The organism is Cutibacterium granulosum, from assembly GCF_900186975.1.
GTDB lineage: Bacteria > Actinomycetota > Actinomycetes > Propionibacteriales > Propionibacteriaceae > Cutibacterium > Cutibacterium granulosum.
In genome coordinates this window covers 2,100,473-2,117,167 of the sequence record NZ_LT906441.1, presented here as the reverse complement: position 1 = coordinate 2,117,167, position 16,695 = coordinate 2,100,473, and the positions used below count along the sequence as shown (strand labels likewise).

The window sequence follows — 16,695 nt, the reverse complement described above, 5'->3', positions numbered from 1 at the left end:
CGCGGGGTACTTGCTGTGCTGGGCCGTCAGTGCTCGTCCGGACAGTCCGCTCAGCTCTTGTCGTGCGGGGCCGTCTGCTCAAGGATCGCTCAACGCACCTGACTGGCTCGTTGGGCAGCACGCAGACCGAGCTTGGCCCACTCGTCGGCGGGGAATCCGAATGCCTTGGTGGTGTTGGCCAGTAGGTAGGTCACCTTGTTGTTCACCGAGGCAATGGCCACCTGGTAACGAATCTCCTTGCCTGATCCCGCGTCAGCGGTGATGGTGAAGGTGCGACCGGACACTGCCTTGCCATTGGCTCCCGGACCCTTGACCTCCTTGGCGTCGGAGACCTTGGCAGTGCTCAAGTTCTTGGAACACCGGGAGATGGAGTCGCCAATTTTCTTGGCGGAGGCGCTGGCTGCCGAGGAGTCCTTGAAGGTGAGATTCACCTCGTCCACACCGAAGCCCTGCGGGGCAGCGGAGTCCTGGTAGAGCAGGTAGGTGCGCTGATTCCTTGCCGTCGGACCGGAGAACGTCGCCAGAGTGACGCCTTCGCACTGGGTCCCCTTCGTCGTCACCGACCCGATGGGAGTGGTCGACCACTCCCCGGCGTCCGGGGTGATGCGAGGCAGGTCCGAGGTGATGAGCCAGCCAGCGTCACCGGCGACTGGAGGTACGGCATCGGCAGTCTCCACCGCATCTGTCGGACAGGTGCCACCGCTGAGGTCGCAGGACTTGGTCGCTGCTGCGGTCAACGCCTTGCCGACCTTCGCCGCCGGGACCGCCGAGTCGACGTTTGCCACGTCCAGAGCCTCGATGACTGTGCCCATCCTCATGAGCACGACGGTGCGGTACTGCGACTTCACGCCCTGGTAGGCGATCGTCACCGACTGCGACTGATCCCCCATGTGCTGGAAGGTGGCCGCGGAGACGATGTGCGCTGGCACCGAGGAACACGAGGCCAGTGAGGCCAGCTCAGCCTGATAGGCAGCCTGGGCGGCAGCGTCGTTGGCATAGGAGTCGATGCGGTGCAGTGCGGCAGTGGCCGTTTTCGAATTCGTGGACAGGGCTCGTTGCCAGGTGCTCACCGAGCGAGGGTGATTGGTGTCTCGCACCACACACGAGATGGCGTTGGAGTCGCTGGCGGAGACCTTGTCCGTCGTCGATGCCACCGTCCATGTGTCATCGGTGATGTTCTTGGCGTCCTCGGCGGTGAGAAGCCCCTTGTCGGACAGACGCGTCACCGTACGTGACGACTGGCTGGACGTGGATGTGCCTGTCACACCGGGTGCTGGTTGCTGATCCCTGTTCTTGTGGTGCACCAGGGCGATCCCCGTGAAGATGATGGCCAGGACGAGCAGCCCCACCAGCGCCCAGAGCCACCAGTTGATCTTGTGCCTGCCGACGATCAGCTCGTCGTCCTCATGGCTCGTGCCGTCAGAGACCTTGGCTGCACTGCGGTCGGTGTGATGATCGTTGTCGTCGCTGCGACGGGGGCCTTTCGAGGCGCGGTTGGGCTCGGAACGCTTCTGCTGATCCGAATCGGTGCGCACCGGGTCCGTGCTGGCACGTCTGCTCGAGGTGTCGCGGCGGGAGCTGGTGCGGTGTGCCGCTGCTGCGGCCTCCAGCGCCGTCGTCGTGAGGGAGCGGGTGTCGGTGATCTCCGAGGCCGACTCGGGGTCATTGAACGTCACACGGGGGATGATGCCGGTCTGGGGATCGCCGTGTTGACGGAATGCAGCGTGGCGGTCGATGCTCCCAGACGTCTCGGCGGATTCGGATTTCGCGGTGGCGTCGTCTGTGAAGAAGCCTCGTCGGGCTCGACGAGCGCCGCGCCCACGTGGTGCGGAGTCCGCCTTGCCAGACTCGGCTAGGCTATCGTCACTGTCAGCGAACCGGCGTGTGCTACCGGCAGGAAAATCCTCGGAGGAAAGGGCGCGGCGTGGCCGGTTGTTCACTTCGTCGCTCACTCCTGTACACCTCCGAAATCGATGGTTGCAGCAACGTGTACCCGGTGAGTTTACATGTTTGTATGGAGTGCTGAACATGTCGTCGTCGGACCAGACCAGGAAGGAAGTCCACAATGCCCAGGTCACGTGAGTCCGCATCGGCAGATGGTTCACGAAAGTCTGCGACGACAGGTCATCGCTCTGGCTCGGATCCCCGCCGGGAGCCCCGGGTGGACCTTGCGGTGTCGTCATCGACGACGTCGGCCAAGGAGCCTGACTCGGTGCGGTGGCCCTGGCCGGTGACGACGATTGTCGGAGTGCTGTTGGTGCTCGTCGGACAGTGGGCGGTGCTGGCCGGTCTCATCACCCCGGCATGGATGAGGACGGGTCGAAGCGGGTTCACCGAGGTGCTCGTGGGAGCTGGGAAGCTCTGGCTCACTGCCCAAGGCGTTCCGCACGACCTGGTGGGCATCCATGTGGCCGTGATCCCGCTGGGGCTCACCCTCGTCATGATCGTCTCCGAGACCGCCGTGGTACGTCGCGCGGCGCGCTCGATGTCAGCAAGCCTGCGGGCCCGGCACCAGCGAGTCGTCCGGCGCAATGTCGGTGAACTCGCTGCCCTGGCGGCAACGGTGCATGTGGCGGTGGCCACCGGTGTCGGCGTCTGGGTCGGTCCCGGGTCCTGGTTGCGGCTCATCATCGCTGCATTGCTCGTCGGGACGTTCTGCGGACTCCTCGGAGCGTGCTGGGGCGCGCGACGCAACCCCTTGGATCGCGTGGCCCCCCGCGTCCGTGACGTGGTTCTCGGAATCGGCGTCACCGTGATCACGTGCCTTGCCCTCGCCGCCCTGTTGCTGGGGTTGGCCCTCATGGTTCATGCCCCGACCTTCCTGGACATGGAATCGGCGTTGGGAGCCCGCGGCGCAGATGGGGTCGGCATGATTCTCATCCATGTGGCCTGGCTGCCCGTCATCGTCGTCTGGGCGCTGGCGTGGACGCTGGGGGTGGGGGTGTTCCTGGGATCGGGAACCGTGACCTCGGCGCTCGTCACACATGTCACGGTGGTGCCTGCCGTCCCGATCCTGGCGGCAACCCCCCAGTCGGACCAGGCGATGACCTGGTGGACATTGTGGATGCTTGCCCCGATCCTCTCAGCCGTGGTGGGAGCGGTGTTCGTCCTCCGAGGACGCGACGAAGCGTATGGGACGACCACTCGGCACGGCCTGGCGACGGGAGTTGGAGCTGGGCTGGTGCTCTGTGTGCTCGCCGTGCTCTCGACCGGATCGTTGGGCACTGGGAATCTCGCTCGACTGGGCCCGAACCTCATGCAGTTCCTGGCCCACTGCGTCGGTCTCCTGGGGGCAAGTGGTGCCATCACGGGGTTCGCCATCGGGTCGTGGCGGTGGCACCACGATCCGAGCAACCATCGGATCAGCGATGCCCAGGCTGCATGGATCGAACCTGCGGAGCTGGACGAGGCTGGCCAGGACACGATGGAGCCCACGAATCATGATCTGAACCGGCAGGAGGAGACCGACGGGCCGGAACGCGGTGAGGAGGGTCAGGGCCCCGAGAATCCGAACCGGAACGATCACGAGCCCGAGACCCTGGAACCAACTGAGCGTGTCCATGCCATCGGTTCCTGGCGTGGATGGTTCCACCACCTACCCTCGTGGCTGCGAAGGCAGAAGACGCATTCGGGCACACGGGACGGATCGGACGACCAGATGGCCGAGGAGTATCAGGAAACGGTCCAGATGGACCGATCCTCCGCACACCGCGATCACGCGGCCTGCGATGATGAGACACGTCGGGTTCACCAAGCGGGTGATGGCTCCGAGTGCGCTGGCGAGAATGCCCCTGCCCATACCACGGGGGCCAGCCATGCCACGGCGACCAGCTCGCACTCCATCCCGCGTCCGGGGGCGACCGACGCCCCTGTGAGCCCAGAGGGCACGGAGGTATCCGAGGACACCGCCGGGGGCGAGGAGGACGAGCCGACCATCCAGGTGGATCGGCCGCCACGCCGCTGATCCTGCCGGTCCCTGATCCCTCCTGTCTCGTCCTGTCAGCCCCCGGTCCTTCCCACTTCCTTCCTCCAGCTCCTGACCTCTCATCCAGTGCCATGTACGAGGGCTGAGGAGGCCGTCGCTGTGCAGCCCGTGGTAAATCTGTTGCTCTGTGCCAGAACTGCCATGATGGGTGTGTCCGGATCGGGTGCCCCACCGAGATCGCCACGTGGAATCGCCGCGTGGGCTGAGCCATGTTCTTCTCCCGTGGTGGACGTCCATGCCGCGCAGGGGCATACTTGTTGCCAAGCACACGTGCTCCGGGGTCGGTGAAAATCCGAACCGGCGGTGACAGTCCGCGACCCGCGAGGTTCGTCCTTGCGGTTGAATCGGTGAAACTCCGATACCGACGGTGACAGTCCGGATGGGAGGAAGCACGAGACGCCGCACTGGCAGCGGATGCCGTGCCATCAGCGAGTGATGGCACGATTCGCCCGCACCTGTGGCGCGTCTGATGGCGGTCTCTCGTCACACCCTCGGAACGCTGACAACCACGGTGTCGCAGGGGGACTCATGACGCACTTCGACAGTGACCACGTCGATGACGACGGTGAACGCTGGGACGAGCCCGATGTGAAACGATGTCAGCTGCGCTACGAGGACCGTGCGGACACCGATGGCGCCGACTGGACGAGACCCATGGATCGGGCACTTGAACTTGCCGCCCGAGGGCCCGGGAGCAGCAGGTGCAACCCCAATCCCCGAGTGGGCTGCGTCATCGTCAGTGACGGCACAGTCGTCGGGGAGGGGTATCACCACGGGGCGGGCACTGTCCATGCCGAGGTCGAGGCCCTGCGCGACGCCGGGGATGCCGCGCGTGGTGCAACTGCCGTCGTCACCCTGGAACCGTGCAACCACACCGGACGTACCGGTCCATGCACCGAGGCGCTCATCGCGGCAGGTGTGAAGCGCGTCGTCATCGCCCAGCGGGATCCCAACCCGCAGGCGCGCGGGGGAGTGCAGCGACTGCAGGATGCGGGGGTCGAGGTCGTAGCCGGGGTCCGAAGCGATGACGCCCTGCTGCTCAACACCGACTACACCTTCGACATGGAGCATGGTCGGCCCTGGGTGGTGTGGAAGATCGCGTCGACCCTGGACGGGTACGTCGCGGCCGCCGACGGGACGAGCAAGTGGATCACCTCCGAGCAGACCAGGCAGCAGACCCATGAGATGCGTACCGATTATGGTGCCATCGTCGTGGGTACCGGCACGGTTCTGGCGGATGACCCGCACCTCATCGGCCGTGCTCCCGGGGCCGGCCAGAAGTACGACGGCCCCCTGCGCGTCGTGGTGGGGACCCGGGAGCTGCCGTCCGAACTCAAGGTTTTCGACGACATCGCCCCCACCCTCGTCATGCCGACCCATGACCCCGCGGCGGTGCTCACGGCACTGCACGACCGGGGCATCCATCGGGTGTTGTTGGAAGGTGGTCCGACCCTCGCTGCAGCATTCCTGGCAGCCGACCTCGTCGATGAGATCGATGCCTACGTGGCCCCGGTGCTTCTGGGCGCCGGGAAACCAGCCGTGGGACCGTTCGGGGCCATGACCCTGGCGCAGGCTCGTCGGTTCCACCGTCTGGGGTCAGGCGATGCCGGCCCCGACGTGCAGATCATCGCCACGCGACGTGTCGAGCCGTGGATGGTCGCTGCTCGACGGGTCAAGGATCGAAGGGCGACACGTACCAGTGGCCAGGATCACGGGAACATACACGATCTCGGGAACACGAGGAGAAGAGGAACAGGTGTTCACAGGAATTGTTGAGGAAGTGGGCCGGGTGGCCCGTCTGGAAGCCAGGGGGGACAGCGCCGTCCTCACGGTTGCCGGCCCCCACACCGCCGTTGGAGTGCGGGCGGGGGACTCGGTGTGCGTCAACGGAGTGTGTCTCACCGTCACCGGCCACACCGACGAGCAGATGAGTTTCGACATCATGGCCGAGACCCTCGAATGGACCTGTCTGGGCCAACTCGTCGCCGGCGACGAGGTCAATCTCGAGCCGGCGATGCGTGCCGACGGACGATTCGGCGGTCACGTCGTGCAGGGCCACGTGGATGGCACGGCGCAGCTCGTCAGGCGTGCCGATGCCGAACACTGGCGAGTGTTGCGCTTCGGCCTGGCTCCAGAACTCGCCCAGTACGTCGCCATGAAGGGAGCAGTCGCCGTCCACGGGGTGTCGTTGACGGTGAGCGCGGTGAGCGGCCCTGTTGCCGAGCCCTGGTTCGAGGTGAGTCTCATCCCGACCACCTTGGCCAACACCGTCCTGGGCAGCCTGGCCACCGGAGACGTCGTCAACATCGAGACCGACGTCCTGGCCCGCTATGCCCAGAATCTCGCAGATTTCGCGCAGTACCGGACACGAGGAGATCACCGATGACGTTTGCGACGATTGAGCATGTACTGGAGCAGCTGCGTTCCGGGCGTCCGGTGCTCGTCCTGGACGACGAGGATCGGGAGAACGAGGGGGACGCCATCCTTGCCGCCGAGCTCGCCAGTCCGCAATGGGTGGGATGGATGGTGCGGCACACCTCTGGGTACCTGTGCGCCCCGATGGAGGACACCCGCGCCGACCGACTCGGCCTGCCACTCATGTGGTCGGCGAACACCGATCCGCTGCGCACCCGCTACACCGTGTCGGTGGATGTCTCGACCTCGACCACCGGGATCAGCTCGGTGGAACGGGCCGCCACGACTCGCGCTCTGGCCGACCCACGTACCACCTCCGCCGATCTCATTCGCCCCGGCCACGTCCTGCCGCTGCGTGCGCGGGACGGGGGTGTGCTCACCCGTCGTGGCCACACCGAGGCCGCCGTAGACCTCACCCGGCTGGCCGGTCTGCAGGCCGTGGGGCTCATCGGCGAGATCGTCCACGACGACGGCACCTGCGCCCGTACCCCAGACGTCCTGGCTCTGGGGCAGGCCGAGGGCCTCGACGTCATCACCATCGAGTCGCTGGCGAACTGGCGTCGATCCCATGAGGAACAGCCATCCACCACGACGCCAGGCAGCAGCACGACCCGGGTGAGTCCCACGGTGAGTGCCCAGTTGCCCACTCGTCATGGCGTGTTCACCATGACCGGTTACCACGATCAGCTCACCGGCGCCGAACACGTCCTGCTCGTGGCCCAGCGCGGTCTGGGGGACGAGCGTCAGCCACTGGTGCGGGTGCACTCGGAGTGCCTCACCGGCGACGCCTTCGGCTCCTTGCGGTGTGACTGCGGGGAGCAGCTGCAGACTGCGATGCAGACGGTCTCCGATCACGGTGGTGCCGTCATCCTGCTACGTGGCCAGGAAGGACGCGGTGTTGGGCTGCTGAGCAAGATCGCCGCCTACCACGTCCAGGACAGCGGGCTCGACACGGTCGATGCTCAGACCACCCTGGGGCTGCCGGTCGACGCCCGGGAGTACGGCGCTGCAGTGGCCATCCTGCGCGATCAGGGCATTGACGCGGTACGGCTGCTCACGAACAATCCCGACAAGGTGACGGGTCTGCGTGCCGGCGGCATCACCGTCGAGCAGGTGGGGCTGCAGATCGACCCACACACCCACGACATCGACTATCTGCGTACCAAACGTGACCGGATGGGCCATCTGCTCACCCTGCCTGCCGAGCCCGACAATGCCCTCACTGCCACAGCCGATCCGGACGACACCGATGTGCCAGACGGCCCCACCGACAAGGAGATCTCATGAGCACCCGAACCAGTTTCTCCGGGCCTGCCGCCCCAGACCTCACCGGACTGCGCGGTGATGGGCTCAAGGTGGCCATCGTCGCCGCCCAGTGGCATCAGGAGATCATGGATGCCCTCGTCGACGGGGCCACCCGCGGTCTGGCTGAATCTGGGATCGACGAGCCGCGGGTCGTGCGCGTGCCGGGCACCTTCGAGCTGCCCGTGGTGTGCTCCCGACTTGCCTCCTCCATGATGTTCGACGCCCTGGTCGCCCTGGGGGTCGTCATCCGCGGCGGAACCCCGCATTTCGACTACGTCTGTCAGGCGGCGACGAGCGGCATCACCCAGGTGTGCGTCAACACAGGTGTGCCGATTGGGTTCGGGGTGCTCACCTGTGATGACGAGCAGCAGGCCGTCGACCGAGCTGGTCTCCCGGAGTCGCGGGAGGACAAGGGGTTCGAGGCGGCACAGGCTGCGATTGCCACCCACCAGGCGATTCGGTCCATCGGCTGCTGAGCGATCTGATAAGTGGTGGTTGCCACGGGTCGACGGGAGGCGGCAGTTTGGCCCGAGCCCTGGCCCGCGCTCCCGGGGCCAGGAGGGGATGAGCCCAGAATGCAGAACAGACCACGTCCTGGTCTGCGTTTTCCGGGGATCCGGCGTCCTGCCCCACGGTCTGAGCCTCTCGGACTCGCTGGCCCTCGGGACGGTGACGATTCGGTACCGACGCTGGACAGGCAGGCACTGATCCGACGTCATTCGATAGGATGTGGGAGTGACATTGCGCGTTGTCGTCCTCATTTCCGGAAGTGGCACGCTTCTGCAGGCCCTCATCGACTCCTGCCATCACCGCGATGTCGAGATCGTCGCGGTGGGCTCCGAGATGCCCGATGCGTACGGCCTGCAGCGAGCCCGCGAGGCTGGTGTCGACGTGTTCGTCGAGCCGCTGGCCAAGGGTGATGACCGTGCCGCCTGGGATCGGCGTCTCACCGACGACGTCGCACGCTACGAGCCCGATCTCGTCGTGTGTGCCGGGTTCATGAAACTGCTCGGACCGACCTTCCTGGATGCCTTCGGAGGTCGCACGATCAACTCCCATCCGGCCCTGCTGCCGTCGTTCCCCGGAATCCACGGCCCCCGAGACGCCCTGAACTACGGCGTCAAGATCACCGGGACGACGATCTTCATGGTCGACGCCGGCGTCGACACCGGAAGGATCCTCGCCCAGCGTGCCGTCCCGGTGCTGGACGACGACACCGTGGAGACCCTGCACGAACGCATCAAGGTCCAGGAGCGCGAACTTCTCGTCGACGTCGTGCAAGACCTTGCCCACCACCAATGACCTCACCAGCCCGGCCACACGCCGGGCTGTCATTTTTCACATCGAAAGGAAGATTCGTGGATCGTCAACCCATCCGCCGTGCCTTGGTGTCCGTCTTCGACAAAACCGGCATCGAACAGCTTGCCACCATGCTCGACAAGGCAGGTGTGGACGTCGTCTCGACCGGGTCGACGGCCAAGGCCCTCACCGACGCCGGTCTCAAGGTCACCGAGGTGAGCACCGTCACCGGATTCCCTGAATGTCTGGATGGACGGGTCAAGACGCTCCACCCGCGCATCCACGCCGGGATCCTTGCCGATCGCAGACTGCACTCCCACCGCGACCAGCTCGCCGAGCTCGGTGTGGAGCCCTTCGACCTCGTCGTGTGCAACCTGTACCCCTTCTCCCAGACCGTTGCCTCGGGAGCCGGTTTCGACGACTGCATCGAGAAGATCGACATCGGCGGGCCGTCCATGGTGCGGGCTGCCGCCAAGAACCATGCCTGCGTGGCCGTCCTCACCTCCCCGGCACAGTACGAGGACCTGCAGCACGCCCTTGACGAGGGGGGCTTCACTGCGGCCGAGCGTCGCGTGCTGGCCGCCAAGGCCTTCGCCCACACGGCCTCCTATGACGTCGCCGTCGCTTCCTGGTTCGCGCGTCAGGACGGGGTGGCCACCGACGGGGTGCCCACCTTCGTGGGGACCACCGGCGAGCTCAAGGAGAAACTGCGCTACGGCGAGAACTCCCACCAGAGCGCCGCCGTCTATCTTGGTGACGGCGAACCTGGTCTGGCTGGTGCCAAACAGCTGCACGGCAAGGCCATGAGCTACAACAACTACGTCGACACCAACTCCGCCCGTCGTGCCGCGCACGACTTCGAGGAGCCCTGCGTGGCCGTCATCAAGCACTCCAACCCGTGCGGTATCGCCACCGGTGTCGACATTGCCGAGGCGCATCGCAAGGCACATGCCTGCGATCCGCTGTCGGCCTTCGGTGGTGTCATCGCCACCAACCGCCCGGTGAGCGTCGAGATGGCCAACCAGGTCAAGGAGATCTTCACCGAGGTCGTCATTGCCCCCGGATACGAGGACGGTGCGCTCGAGATCCTCTCGGGAAAGAAGAACATTCGTCTGCTGCAGTGCCCGGCACCGCGAATCGGTGGTCACGAGCTGCGTGAGATCGACGGTGGCCTGCTCATGATGGAGACCGACGTCTTCCAGTCCGACGGCGACGACCCGGCCAACTGGAAACTCGCAGCCGGGGAGGCCGTCGACGAGCAGACCTTGGCCGACCTCGCCTTTGCCTGGCGGGCCTGCCGCTCGGTGAAGTCCAATGCCATCCTGCTGGCCCACGACGGCGCCTCGGTGGGTGTGGGCATGGGACAGGTGAACCGGGTGGACTCCTGCAAACTTGCCGTGGACCGGGCAGGGGAGCGTGCCGCTGGATCGGTGGCCGCCTCCGACGCCTTCTTCCCGTTCGCCGATGGACCCCAGGTGCTCATCGATGGCGGTGTTCGTGCCATCGTCGAGCCCGGTGGCTCCATCCGCGACGACCAGACCATCGAGGCATGCCAGAAGGCTGGGGTGCCGCTGTACTTCACCGGAACCCGCCACTTCTTCCACTGATCGGCAGCCGACGCCACATGGCAGTGCGAACATGACTGTGGGCCCCGACTGGGGCCCACAGGTGTTGTTGATGGTGGGGGACTGCTGCCCGGAGCCGTCAGTCCAGCTCGGCGATGTAGTCCCACAGGGCCACGACGTGCTTGCCGTCGGGAGCCCACCGCACCATGCCGTCCCCAGACGGTACGACGGCATGCATCTTCACCGAGGTCGTCCTGCCGGCCTTGATGGTCCTGGGCAGTGGATCACCCTTCGGGCTCATGGTGTGGAAGGCCCCGGTGCCGTCCTGGATGTTGAACTGGGCGGGTGACAGCGGGATGTCCTTCGTCACCTCGCTGAAGGTGACCTGCCAGGTGAGGTCGGCGGATTCCTCCCCGGCCTTGGTGTCCCCACTGGGGGGCTCTGGGCCCAGGACGACCACCTTGGCCGAGACCCCGGGATCCAGCTGGGCCACCAGAGGCATGCCTTGGTACGACATGGCTGGTTCCTTGGCGCTACCGGTGGGAATGCCCTGGGGCGTGTGACCGGGCAGGAAACTGGGCATGGTCTGAGAGGAGAGCTGCTCGGCGGCGCTGGACGAGTTCGGCTGGGCCTCCTCGTTCTCGTGCTGGGAGCAGGCTGTCAGTCCGAACGTCGCAGTTGCGACGATGACCACCGGGACGATGAGGCGAGTGCGGGTCATGGGTCCTTCCTTGTGTGGCACCGGTGTCCTCCCCGCGTGGTCGGGGGAGGACACCGGTTGCGTGATGCCGTCACTGACGGCCACCTGACTCGGATGATGTCACAGACGACTGGGGCCAGGCGATGGGTGATGTGTCACTGGCCGGTGCGAGGCAGCGCAGGCTTGCCGGCCACGGCAGGAGCATCATGCTGCACCACGGACGTGCCGGGCTTGCCGGCAGGGCCGTGCGGTGTGGCCGACGAGCGGGTGGGCTTGGTGGTCGGTGTGGCCGAGCTACTGGGCGTGGCGGTCGGAGTCGGAGCAGTGCTCTGCGACGGGCTCGGCTCGGTGCTGGCGCTGGGGCTGGGCTCCTCGGAGACATTGTTGAAGATCTCCGAGCCGAACGGCATGAGGCCAGCCTGGGCGGCGTAACCAAGGTGTCCCATGCCATCCAGACCACCGGAGACGGTGCCAGCCGGGAGCTTGTCGTTGTTGGTGCCCTGCGACACCTGGAAGATGTCCTCCATCGTCCGCAGCCACGAGTAGTGGTTGTAGTGCGTGTGGGAGACGGTCCCGGGCTTGATGAGCGGGGAGATGAGCACCGAACCGGTGATACCGCCGCCGGGGGTGGCGTCCTGGGCGTTGAAGGTGGCCAGCGGGGACTCGCCCTCGTTGAGGTGACCGGGGATGCCGGTGGCCGACATGGTGATCTCGCTCACCTCACCGGTCGTCTTGAGCGGCTTGTCATTCTTGTCGACGAGGATGAAGGAGCTTTCGGTGATGGGGTCGGAGGACTTCTCGACCTGCTGCGGACCCTCGTTCTTCACGGCTCCGATGTAGGCCCCCTCGGGGATACCCGTACCGGTGACCTTGCGACCCAGATCCTTGACCGTGACCGGGGCGTAGACCGAGCTCACGCCGGCCTCGGCCTTGGCCTCGACGGTCTTGGCCTTGCCATAGCCCCAGCCGGCTCCGGTGTTCTTGGCACCCTTGACACAGTTGGAGGCGTCGGCGTTGACGAGGTCCTTGTCCTGCTCACAGGACGGCGGACGAGTGATGTAACCGTTGTCACCGGGGCCGGGGAACTTCTGGTTGCCGTGCTCGTCGGTCTCCATCGGGGTGTTGGGGCCGGTCGGCTCCCAGTCGACGTCCACACCGTTGATGTTCTGTCCGGCGGCGTCGGCAGCCACGAAGTTCTTCCCCATTCCGGACGGGTTGGGGAAGGTGTTGGGGGCGTACTTCTTGTAGCCCTCGGAGAGCTCGGTCATCGACGGGCTGGAGTACTTGTAGAGCATGTTGCCCGAGGCGTCCTTGGCGACCTTGGAGTCGTCGGTGGCGTTGTTGAAGCTCATGTTCGTGAACGGTGGGTTCGCCTCGTCGAAGGTGACGTCGATGAGACCGCCGTCCTTGAAGGCGTCGGACTTCTCGATGAGTGGGATGTAGTACTTCAGCCACAGGTCGGCGGCGTAGAGACCACCGATGTGGTTCTTCGGCGGGGTGCTCAGCGGCTTGGAGTAGTCCGGCTCGCCGTTCTCGTCGAACAGACCGGAGAGGTTGTTGCCCTTGCAGGTGGCGTCGTGGGCGTCGGAGCAGTTGTTCGGGGTGATCCAGTTGAACGCTGGCACCTGGTCGGCCGGCTTGGCCAGATCGGCCAGCAGCCCCTTGTTCGGGTCCTCGACGGACTGGATGTGGTTCTCGTCGGTCATGGTTCCGCCGTCCACCGGACTGGTGAGAGCGTCCTTGCCGGAGTTGTCGTTGCCGACGATCGAGTGGAACCACGGGAAGGGGAAGTGCTTGGCGACGTACTGGTCGTTCTCCTGGGCACCGGTGAACGAGGAGATGCCCTTGGCCTTGTCGTCGTCGGAAGGCTTCATCGACTTCGGGTTGTGCGAGGGGTCGTTCTCGCGGGAGCCGGGAGCGCCACCCAGGGCGTCCTCTCGGCCGGCCTGGGCATGCAGGTCCTGGGCGTATCCCTTCCAGGTCACGCCGGCGGCGTCGAACTGGTTGAAGAGGGTGGGAGTCTTTCGGGGGTAGGTGCAGCCGTTCTCGCCGTCCGGGGCGTTGGGGCCGGCCAGCGACATGACCTGACCGTAGTTGTCGTCGGGGCCGAAGGGCTTGCCCTTGTGCTTGGTGATGATCGACTCGTTGGAGCCCAGATCGGTGTTGGAGATGTCGCAGTCGGCCTGCAGGTCGAAGGACGTGGCCTGGCCGGAGACCAGGGAGGTGTAGTTGTCCTGGGAGTAGTGGCCGGTGCCGTAGTAGTGGGTGAGCAGGGCCCCCTGGGAGGGCAGTGTCTTCCACAGGTAGGAGTTCTGGTTGAGTCCGGTGAAGGTGGCGTCGTAGGACTTGTTCTCCAGGATGATCAACCACACGTGCTTGACGTCACCGGGCTTGAGCCCGGTCGTCGTGATGCGCTTGTGGCCGGTGGTGGAGGCCGCAGCAGGGGTCGCTGCGGGAGCAGGCTTGGTGGGTGATGGTGTCTGGGCCGCGCTGGCAGGGGTGACGAGACCGAAGGCCATGAGGCCCGCAGTCACGGCCGCTTCGGCAGCGGTGATGCGGTGATGTGTCGTGCGCATGACTTTGTTCTATCGGCACCGATGGCAATGCCAGTTTCGCGAAAGTGAACGAGAGGTGAAGAAAGTCTGAAGATTTGGTTTTCCGGATATCCTGACCGAGTGCGAGCTGGATCAGTGCAATCGGTCGCCCTGGGTCGGCAGGCATTCTCCCTCGTCGCCCGGCACTGTCGTGACGCCGGAGCCAGCCATGTCATCCTGCCCGAGTACTGCTGCCAGACGATGGTCACCCCGTGGCAGCTGGAGGGCATGGCGGTGAGTCGGGTGCGCTGTGGTGCCGACCTGCTCATGGACGCCCAACATCTTGCCGAGACGGTGGAGCGGCTGCATTCCGATGCCCGCCGTCCGGTCATCGTGCACTGCCGTACCTACGGAAACGTCGAGTCCCCACAGCTGCACAAGGTGCTGACCGAGGCCGGCCGGAACGGCGCAGGTCTCGTCATCGACACCACGCACAGTTTTCTGGACGACCCTCCCGATCGGCTGCGTGCCGTGCAGCGTGCTGCGTGCCACCTCGGCGGGCTGGGGGAGCCTGGGGTGACGGGTCCGTGTGATGAGAACCGTGCGGGTCGGGCAGGAGAGCATGGCGGCGTCACGTTCGATCGGAATCCGGCACCCCGGGGTCATGACGGCCTGCGACTGGAGGGGTCTGGTGGCCCGCAGCCGGAGGCGTCTGTTTGCCCAGTGGGGTGTCTTGAGGTGGCGAGCACCCGCAAGCTGCTGCCGGTGACCGAGTTCGCCTGGGTGGCGGGTGTGGGCCTGGGCCCGGATCACACCGGAACACATCTCGACGGCATCGGACCACGGACCCAGCTGGATGAGGACTTCACCGCTGCTCGGCAGCGTTTCCTCACCGACCCCGGCGTGGACACCTTCGAGTGCGCCGAGGACCTTGCCGACGAGGCTTGGCGGCCCGTTCGTCCAGCTCGACGTGCATCGAGGGCATTCGCCACCTTTGACCTGGCAGGGTGTGCACGCCGGATTCGTCGAACCCGACAACGCGTTCTGGACGCCCTGCCGGCAGTGGAGGTCGTCAACCCTGCCGCCACCTGCCCGCTCATCGTGCGAACTCGGCGGGCCGATGCCCTTGCCGATGACCTGCACGATCATGGCATCGTCGGCCCGTTGCACTGGGACCGTCCAGAGCATCTGCCCGCAGACACGCGATGGCCCACCGACCTGCTCTGCCTGCCAGTCGTCATGACCGATGCCCAGATCGAGGTGGTGGCACGGCATGTGCGCAGCTGCAACCGTGGCTGATTGCCGTGTTTCTGCCGAGTGAAGCGATATCATGAGCCTGATACGTGCTGAGCAGATGGGCACAGCACCATGTTGGCCGCAACCCGACGAGGACGAGGGATGAGCGAAAAGAAGACCGCAGCAGACACTCTCCGGGTACTCGTGTACTCCGACGACCGCAACGTGCGCCAGGAGATTCGGCTCGCGTTGGGCACGTCCATCGCCGCTGATCTGCCCCCGGTCGAGATGACGGAGACCGCCACCCAGAAGGCTGTCATGGCCGCTGTCGACACCGGGCAGTACGACGTCGTCATTGCCGATGGGGAGGCAGTTCCCTCCGGTGGCATGGGAGTGACCCATCAGATGAAGGACGAGGTGGACGACTGCCCGCCCGTCGTGCTGCTCGTGGCTCGCGAGGCCGATGCTTGGCTTGCGAGTTGGTCACGCGCCGATGCCATCTCCACCCACCCCGTCGACCCCATCGGCCTGCCACAGACCGTCGCCACCGTGGTGCGGGCTGCCTGACCGGAGAGATCAGCGGGCTGCCGAAGACAGGGGGCCGACCGTCTCGTGGCTGGTTGATCGCCGTCTCGGTTTGATCCCCCGTTGCCACGTACCTCGTTGCCACGTGCGGTATCGGCTCGGTGGCAGTGTCTGCCCCCGAGTCACGTGTTCGCGCCCCGGAGTGGGGTCCGGGCGGATTCCCCGTGCAGATCTGGTCCGTCGCGCATCGTCCTTGGTTCGTCGCGCGTTGTCGCGATGCGGCGGTATGCGCGTCCTCTGACCAGACGGATCAGGCTGGTGGTACTGAGTATGACCGTGTGAGGGCGTGACCGTGTGAGGGCACGACGGGGTGCGGGCAGGCAGTGCGGGACATGACAGCATGGGGCAGTGGCGGGCCTGGGCGGTTCCGGGTCAGGCCCGGACGGTGAGCAGCCCGATCCATGGACCGATCCACAGCGCTGGACCGTAGGCAATGGCGGCTCCCCACACCGAGGGGTGACGGCGTCGCCACCATGTGACGCCCACGGACATCACCGCGCCGACCAGGGTGGCACCCAGCAGACTCGTCATGACTGCATCTGCCCCCAGACTTGCCGCCACGGCGCCCATCCCGGCGGCAAGACGTACGTCCCCGTACCCCAGTGAGCCGCTGAAACGCCACAGCAACCAGAAGGGCAGAGCTGCTCCGACGGCTCCCAGAGCCATGAAGAGAAGCATGGGGAGAAGATCGTGCACCCCTGGGGCAACGATCCCAGCAGCCACCAGGGTGCCGAGCGCTGCCTGCCCCACGCAACCGAACCAGAGCCGTCTGGGTAGAAAAGTGGTGCGAACGTCGACGCTGACCAGGGCCGTGACGGACCCGCCCCACACCCACCACAGCGGAAGACACCACCGTGGGGCTGCTGCGCTAGCGGCACCTGCCATCCCGGCCACCAGGCACGTCGTTCCGACGAATCCGGGGGCTCGCAGATCACAGTACCTCGGTTTGACGGCGAGGACCTCGGCTCCGACCTCAGTCTCGCTGGGCTCGGGCAGACGTGGGACGACGAGGACGGCGTGCACCAGTGCCAGGAGTGTGCAGATGACTGAACTGATGAGGCTGATCATGCG

General features: G+C 65.9%; 12 protein-coding genes, 1 pseudogene and 1 riboswitch. Of the genes and pseudogenes, 9 read left to right on the top strand and 4 right to left on the bottom strand.

Translation table 11 applies throughout. The annotated features are described in order from the left end of the window. Positions 1–89 precede the first annotated feature (89 nt). Positions 90–1,952 (bottom strand): hypothetical protein, encoded by a 1,863-nt coding sequence (locus CKV91_RS09045; protein WP_157738780.1) that lies wholly within the window; start codon positions 1,950–1,952, stop codon positions 90–92. Between the two features lie 113 nt (positions 1,953–2,065). Between CKV91_RS09045 and CKV91_RS09040 the strand changes: the two genes are divergently transcribed. The 7 genes and pseudogenes from CKV91_RS09040 to purH all read left to right on the top strand — a co-directional run bounded on the left by CKV91_RS09040 (position 2,066) and on the right by purH (position 10,611). After that, positions 2,066–3,964, top strand: a complete 1,899-nt coding sequence (locus CKV91_RS09040) for a cell division protein PerM (protein ID WP_155944895.1) — start codon at positions 2,066–2,068, stop codon at positions 3,962–3,964. A 288-nt stretch (positions 3,965–4,252) separates the two neighbouring features. Further along, a riboswitch (FMN riboswitch) is annotated at positions 4,253–4,381 on the top strand. 258 nt (positions 4,382–4,639) lie between these two features. Continuing rightward, positions 4,640–5,617, top strand: a pseudogene (gene ribD, locus CKV91_RS09035) (bifunctional diaminohydroxyphosphoribosylaminopyrimidine deaminase/5-amino-6-(5-phosphoribosylamino)uracil reductase RibD); the annotation flags it as partial. A 124-nt stretch (positions 5,618–5,741) separates the two neighbouring features. Further along, a complete protein-coding gene (locus CKV91_RS09030; protein ID WP_036957489.1) occupies positions 5,742–6,371 on the top strand; it encodes a riboflavin synthase in 630 nt (209 codons plus the stop codon). After that, entirely contained in the window at positions 6,368–7,687 is a 1,320-nt protein-coding gene (ribB, locus tag CKV91_RS09025) for a 3,4-dihydroxy-2-butanone-4-phosphate synthase (protein ID WP_021104271.1), read from the top strand. The genes CKV91_RS09030 and ribB overlap by 4 nt, the downstream gene beginning before the upstream one ends. After that, positions 7,684–8,181: a 6,7-dimethyl-8-ribityllumazine synthase gene (ribH, locus tag CKV91_RS09020; protein WP_021104272.1), complete on the top strand. Its 498-nt coding sequence runs from the start codon at positions 7,684–7,686 to the stop codon at positions 8,179–8,181. The genes ribB and ribH overlap by 4 nt, the downstream gene beginning before the upstream one ends. Before the next feature lie 259 nt (positions 8,182–8,440). Beyond that, on the top strand, positions 8,441–9,007 hold the full coding sequence (gene purN, locus CKV91_RS09015) for a phosphoribosylglycinamide formyltransferase (RefSeq protein ID WP_021104273.1): 567 nt from the start codon (positions 8,441–8,443) through the stop codon (positions 9,005–9,007). Positions 9,008–9,063: 56 nt separating this feature from the next. Further along, positions 9,064–10,611, top strand: a complete 1,548-nt coding sequence (gene purH, locus CKV91_RS09010) for a bifunctional phosphoribosylaminoimidazolecarboxamide formyltransferase/IMP cyclohydrolase (RefSeq protein ID WP_021104274.1) — start codon at positions 9,064–9,066, stop codon at positions 10,609–10,611. Positions 10,612–10,708: 97 nt separating this feature from the next. Here the strand turns inward: purH and CKV91_RS09900 are convergent, their stop codons facing one another. After that, positions 10,709–11,290, bottom strand: coding sequence for a hypothetical protein (locus CKV91_RS09900; RefSeq protein ID WP_231933752.1), 582 nt, complete (start codon positions 11,288–11,290; stop codon positions 10,709–10,711). Positions 11,291–11,424: 134 nt separating this feature from the next. Further along, entirely contained in the window at positions 11,425–13,845 is a 2,421-nt protein-coding gene (locus CKV91_RS09000; protein ID WP_157738778.1) for an alkaline phosphatase family protein, read from the bottom strand. Positions 13,846–13,944: 99 nt separating this feature from the next. Here CKV91_RS09000 and CKV91_RS08995 point away from each other — a divergent pair, with 99 nt between their 5' ends. Continuing rightward, a complete protein-coding gene (locus CKV91_RS08995; protein ID WP_155944894.1) occupies positions 13,945–15,102 on the top strand; it encodes a hypothetical protein in 1,158 nt (385 codons plus the stop codon). A 69-nt stretch (positions 15,103–15,171) separates the two neighbouring features. Then, positions 15,172–15,606 (top strand): response regulator, encoded by a 435-nt coding sequence (locus tag CKV91_RS08990; RefSeq protein WP_411430993.1) that lies wholly within the window; start codon positions 15,172–15,174, stop codon positions 15,604–15,606. Between the two features lie 390 nt (positions 15,607–15,996). Here CKV91_RS08990 and CKV91_RS08985 read toward each other — a convergent pair whose 3' ends face one another. Then, positions 15,997–16,692: an A24 family peptidase gene (locus CKV91_RS08985; protein WP_021105729.1), complete on the bottom strand. Its 696-nt coding sequence runs from the start codon at positions 16,690–16,692 to the stop codon at positions 15,997–15,999. Between the last annotated feature and the right edge of the window lie 3 nt (positions 16,693–16,695).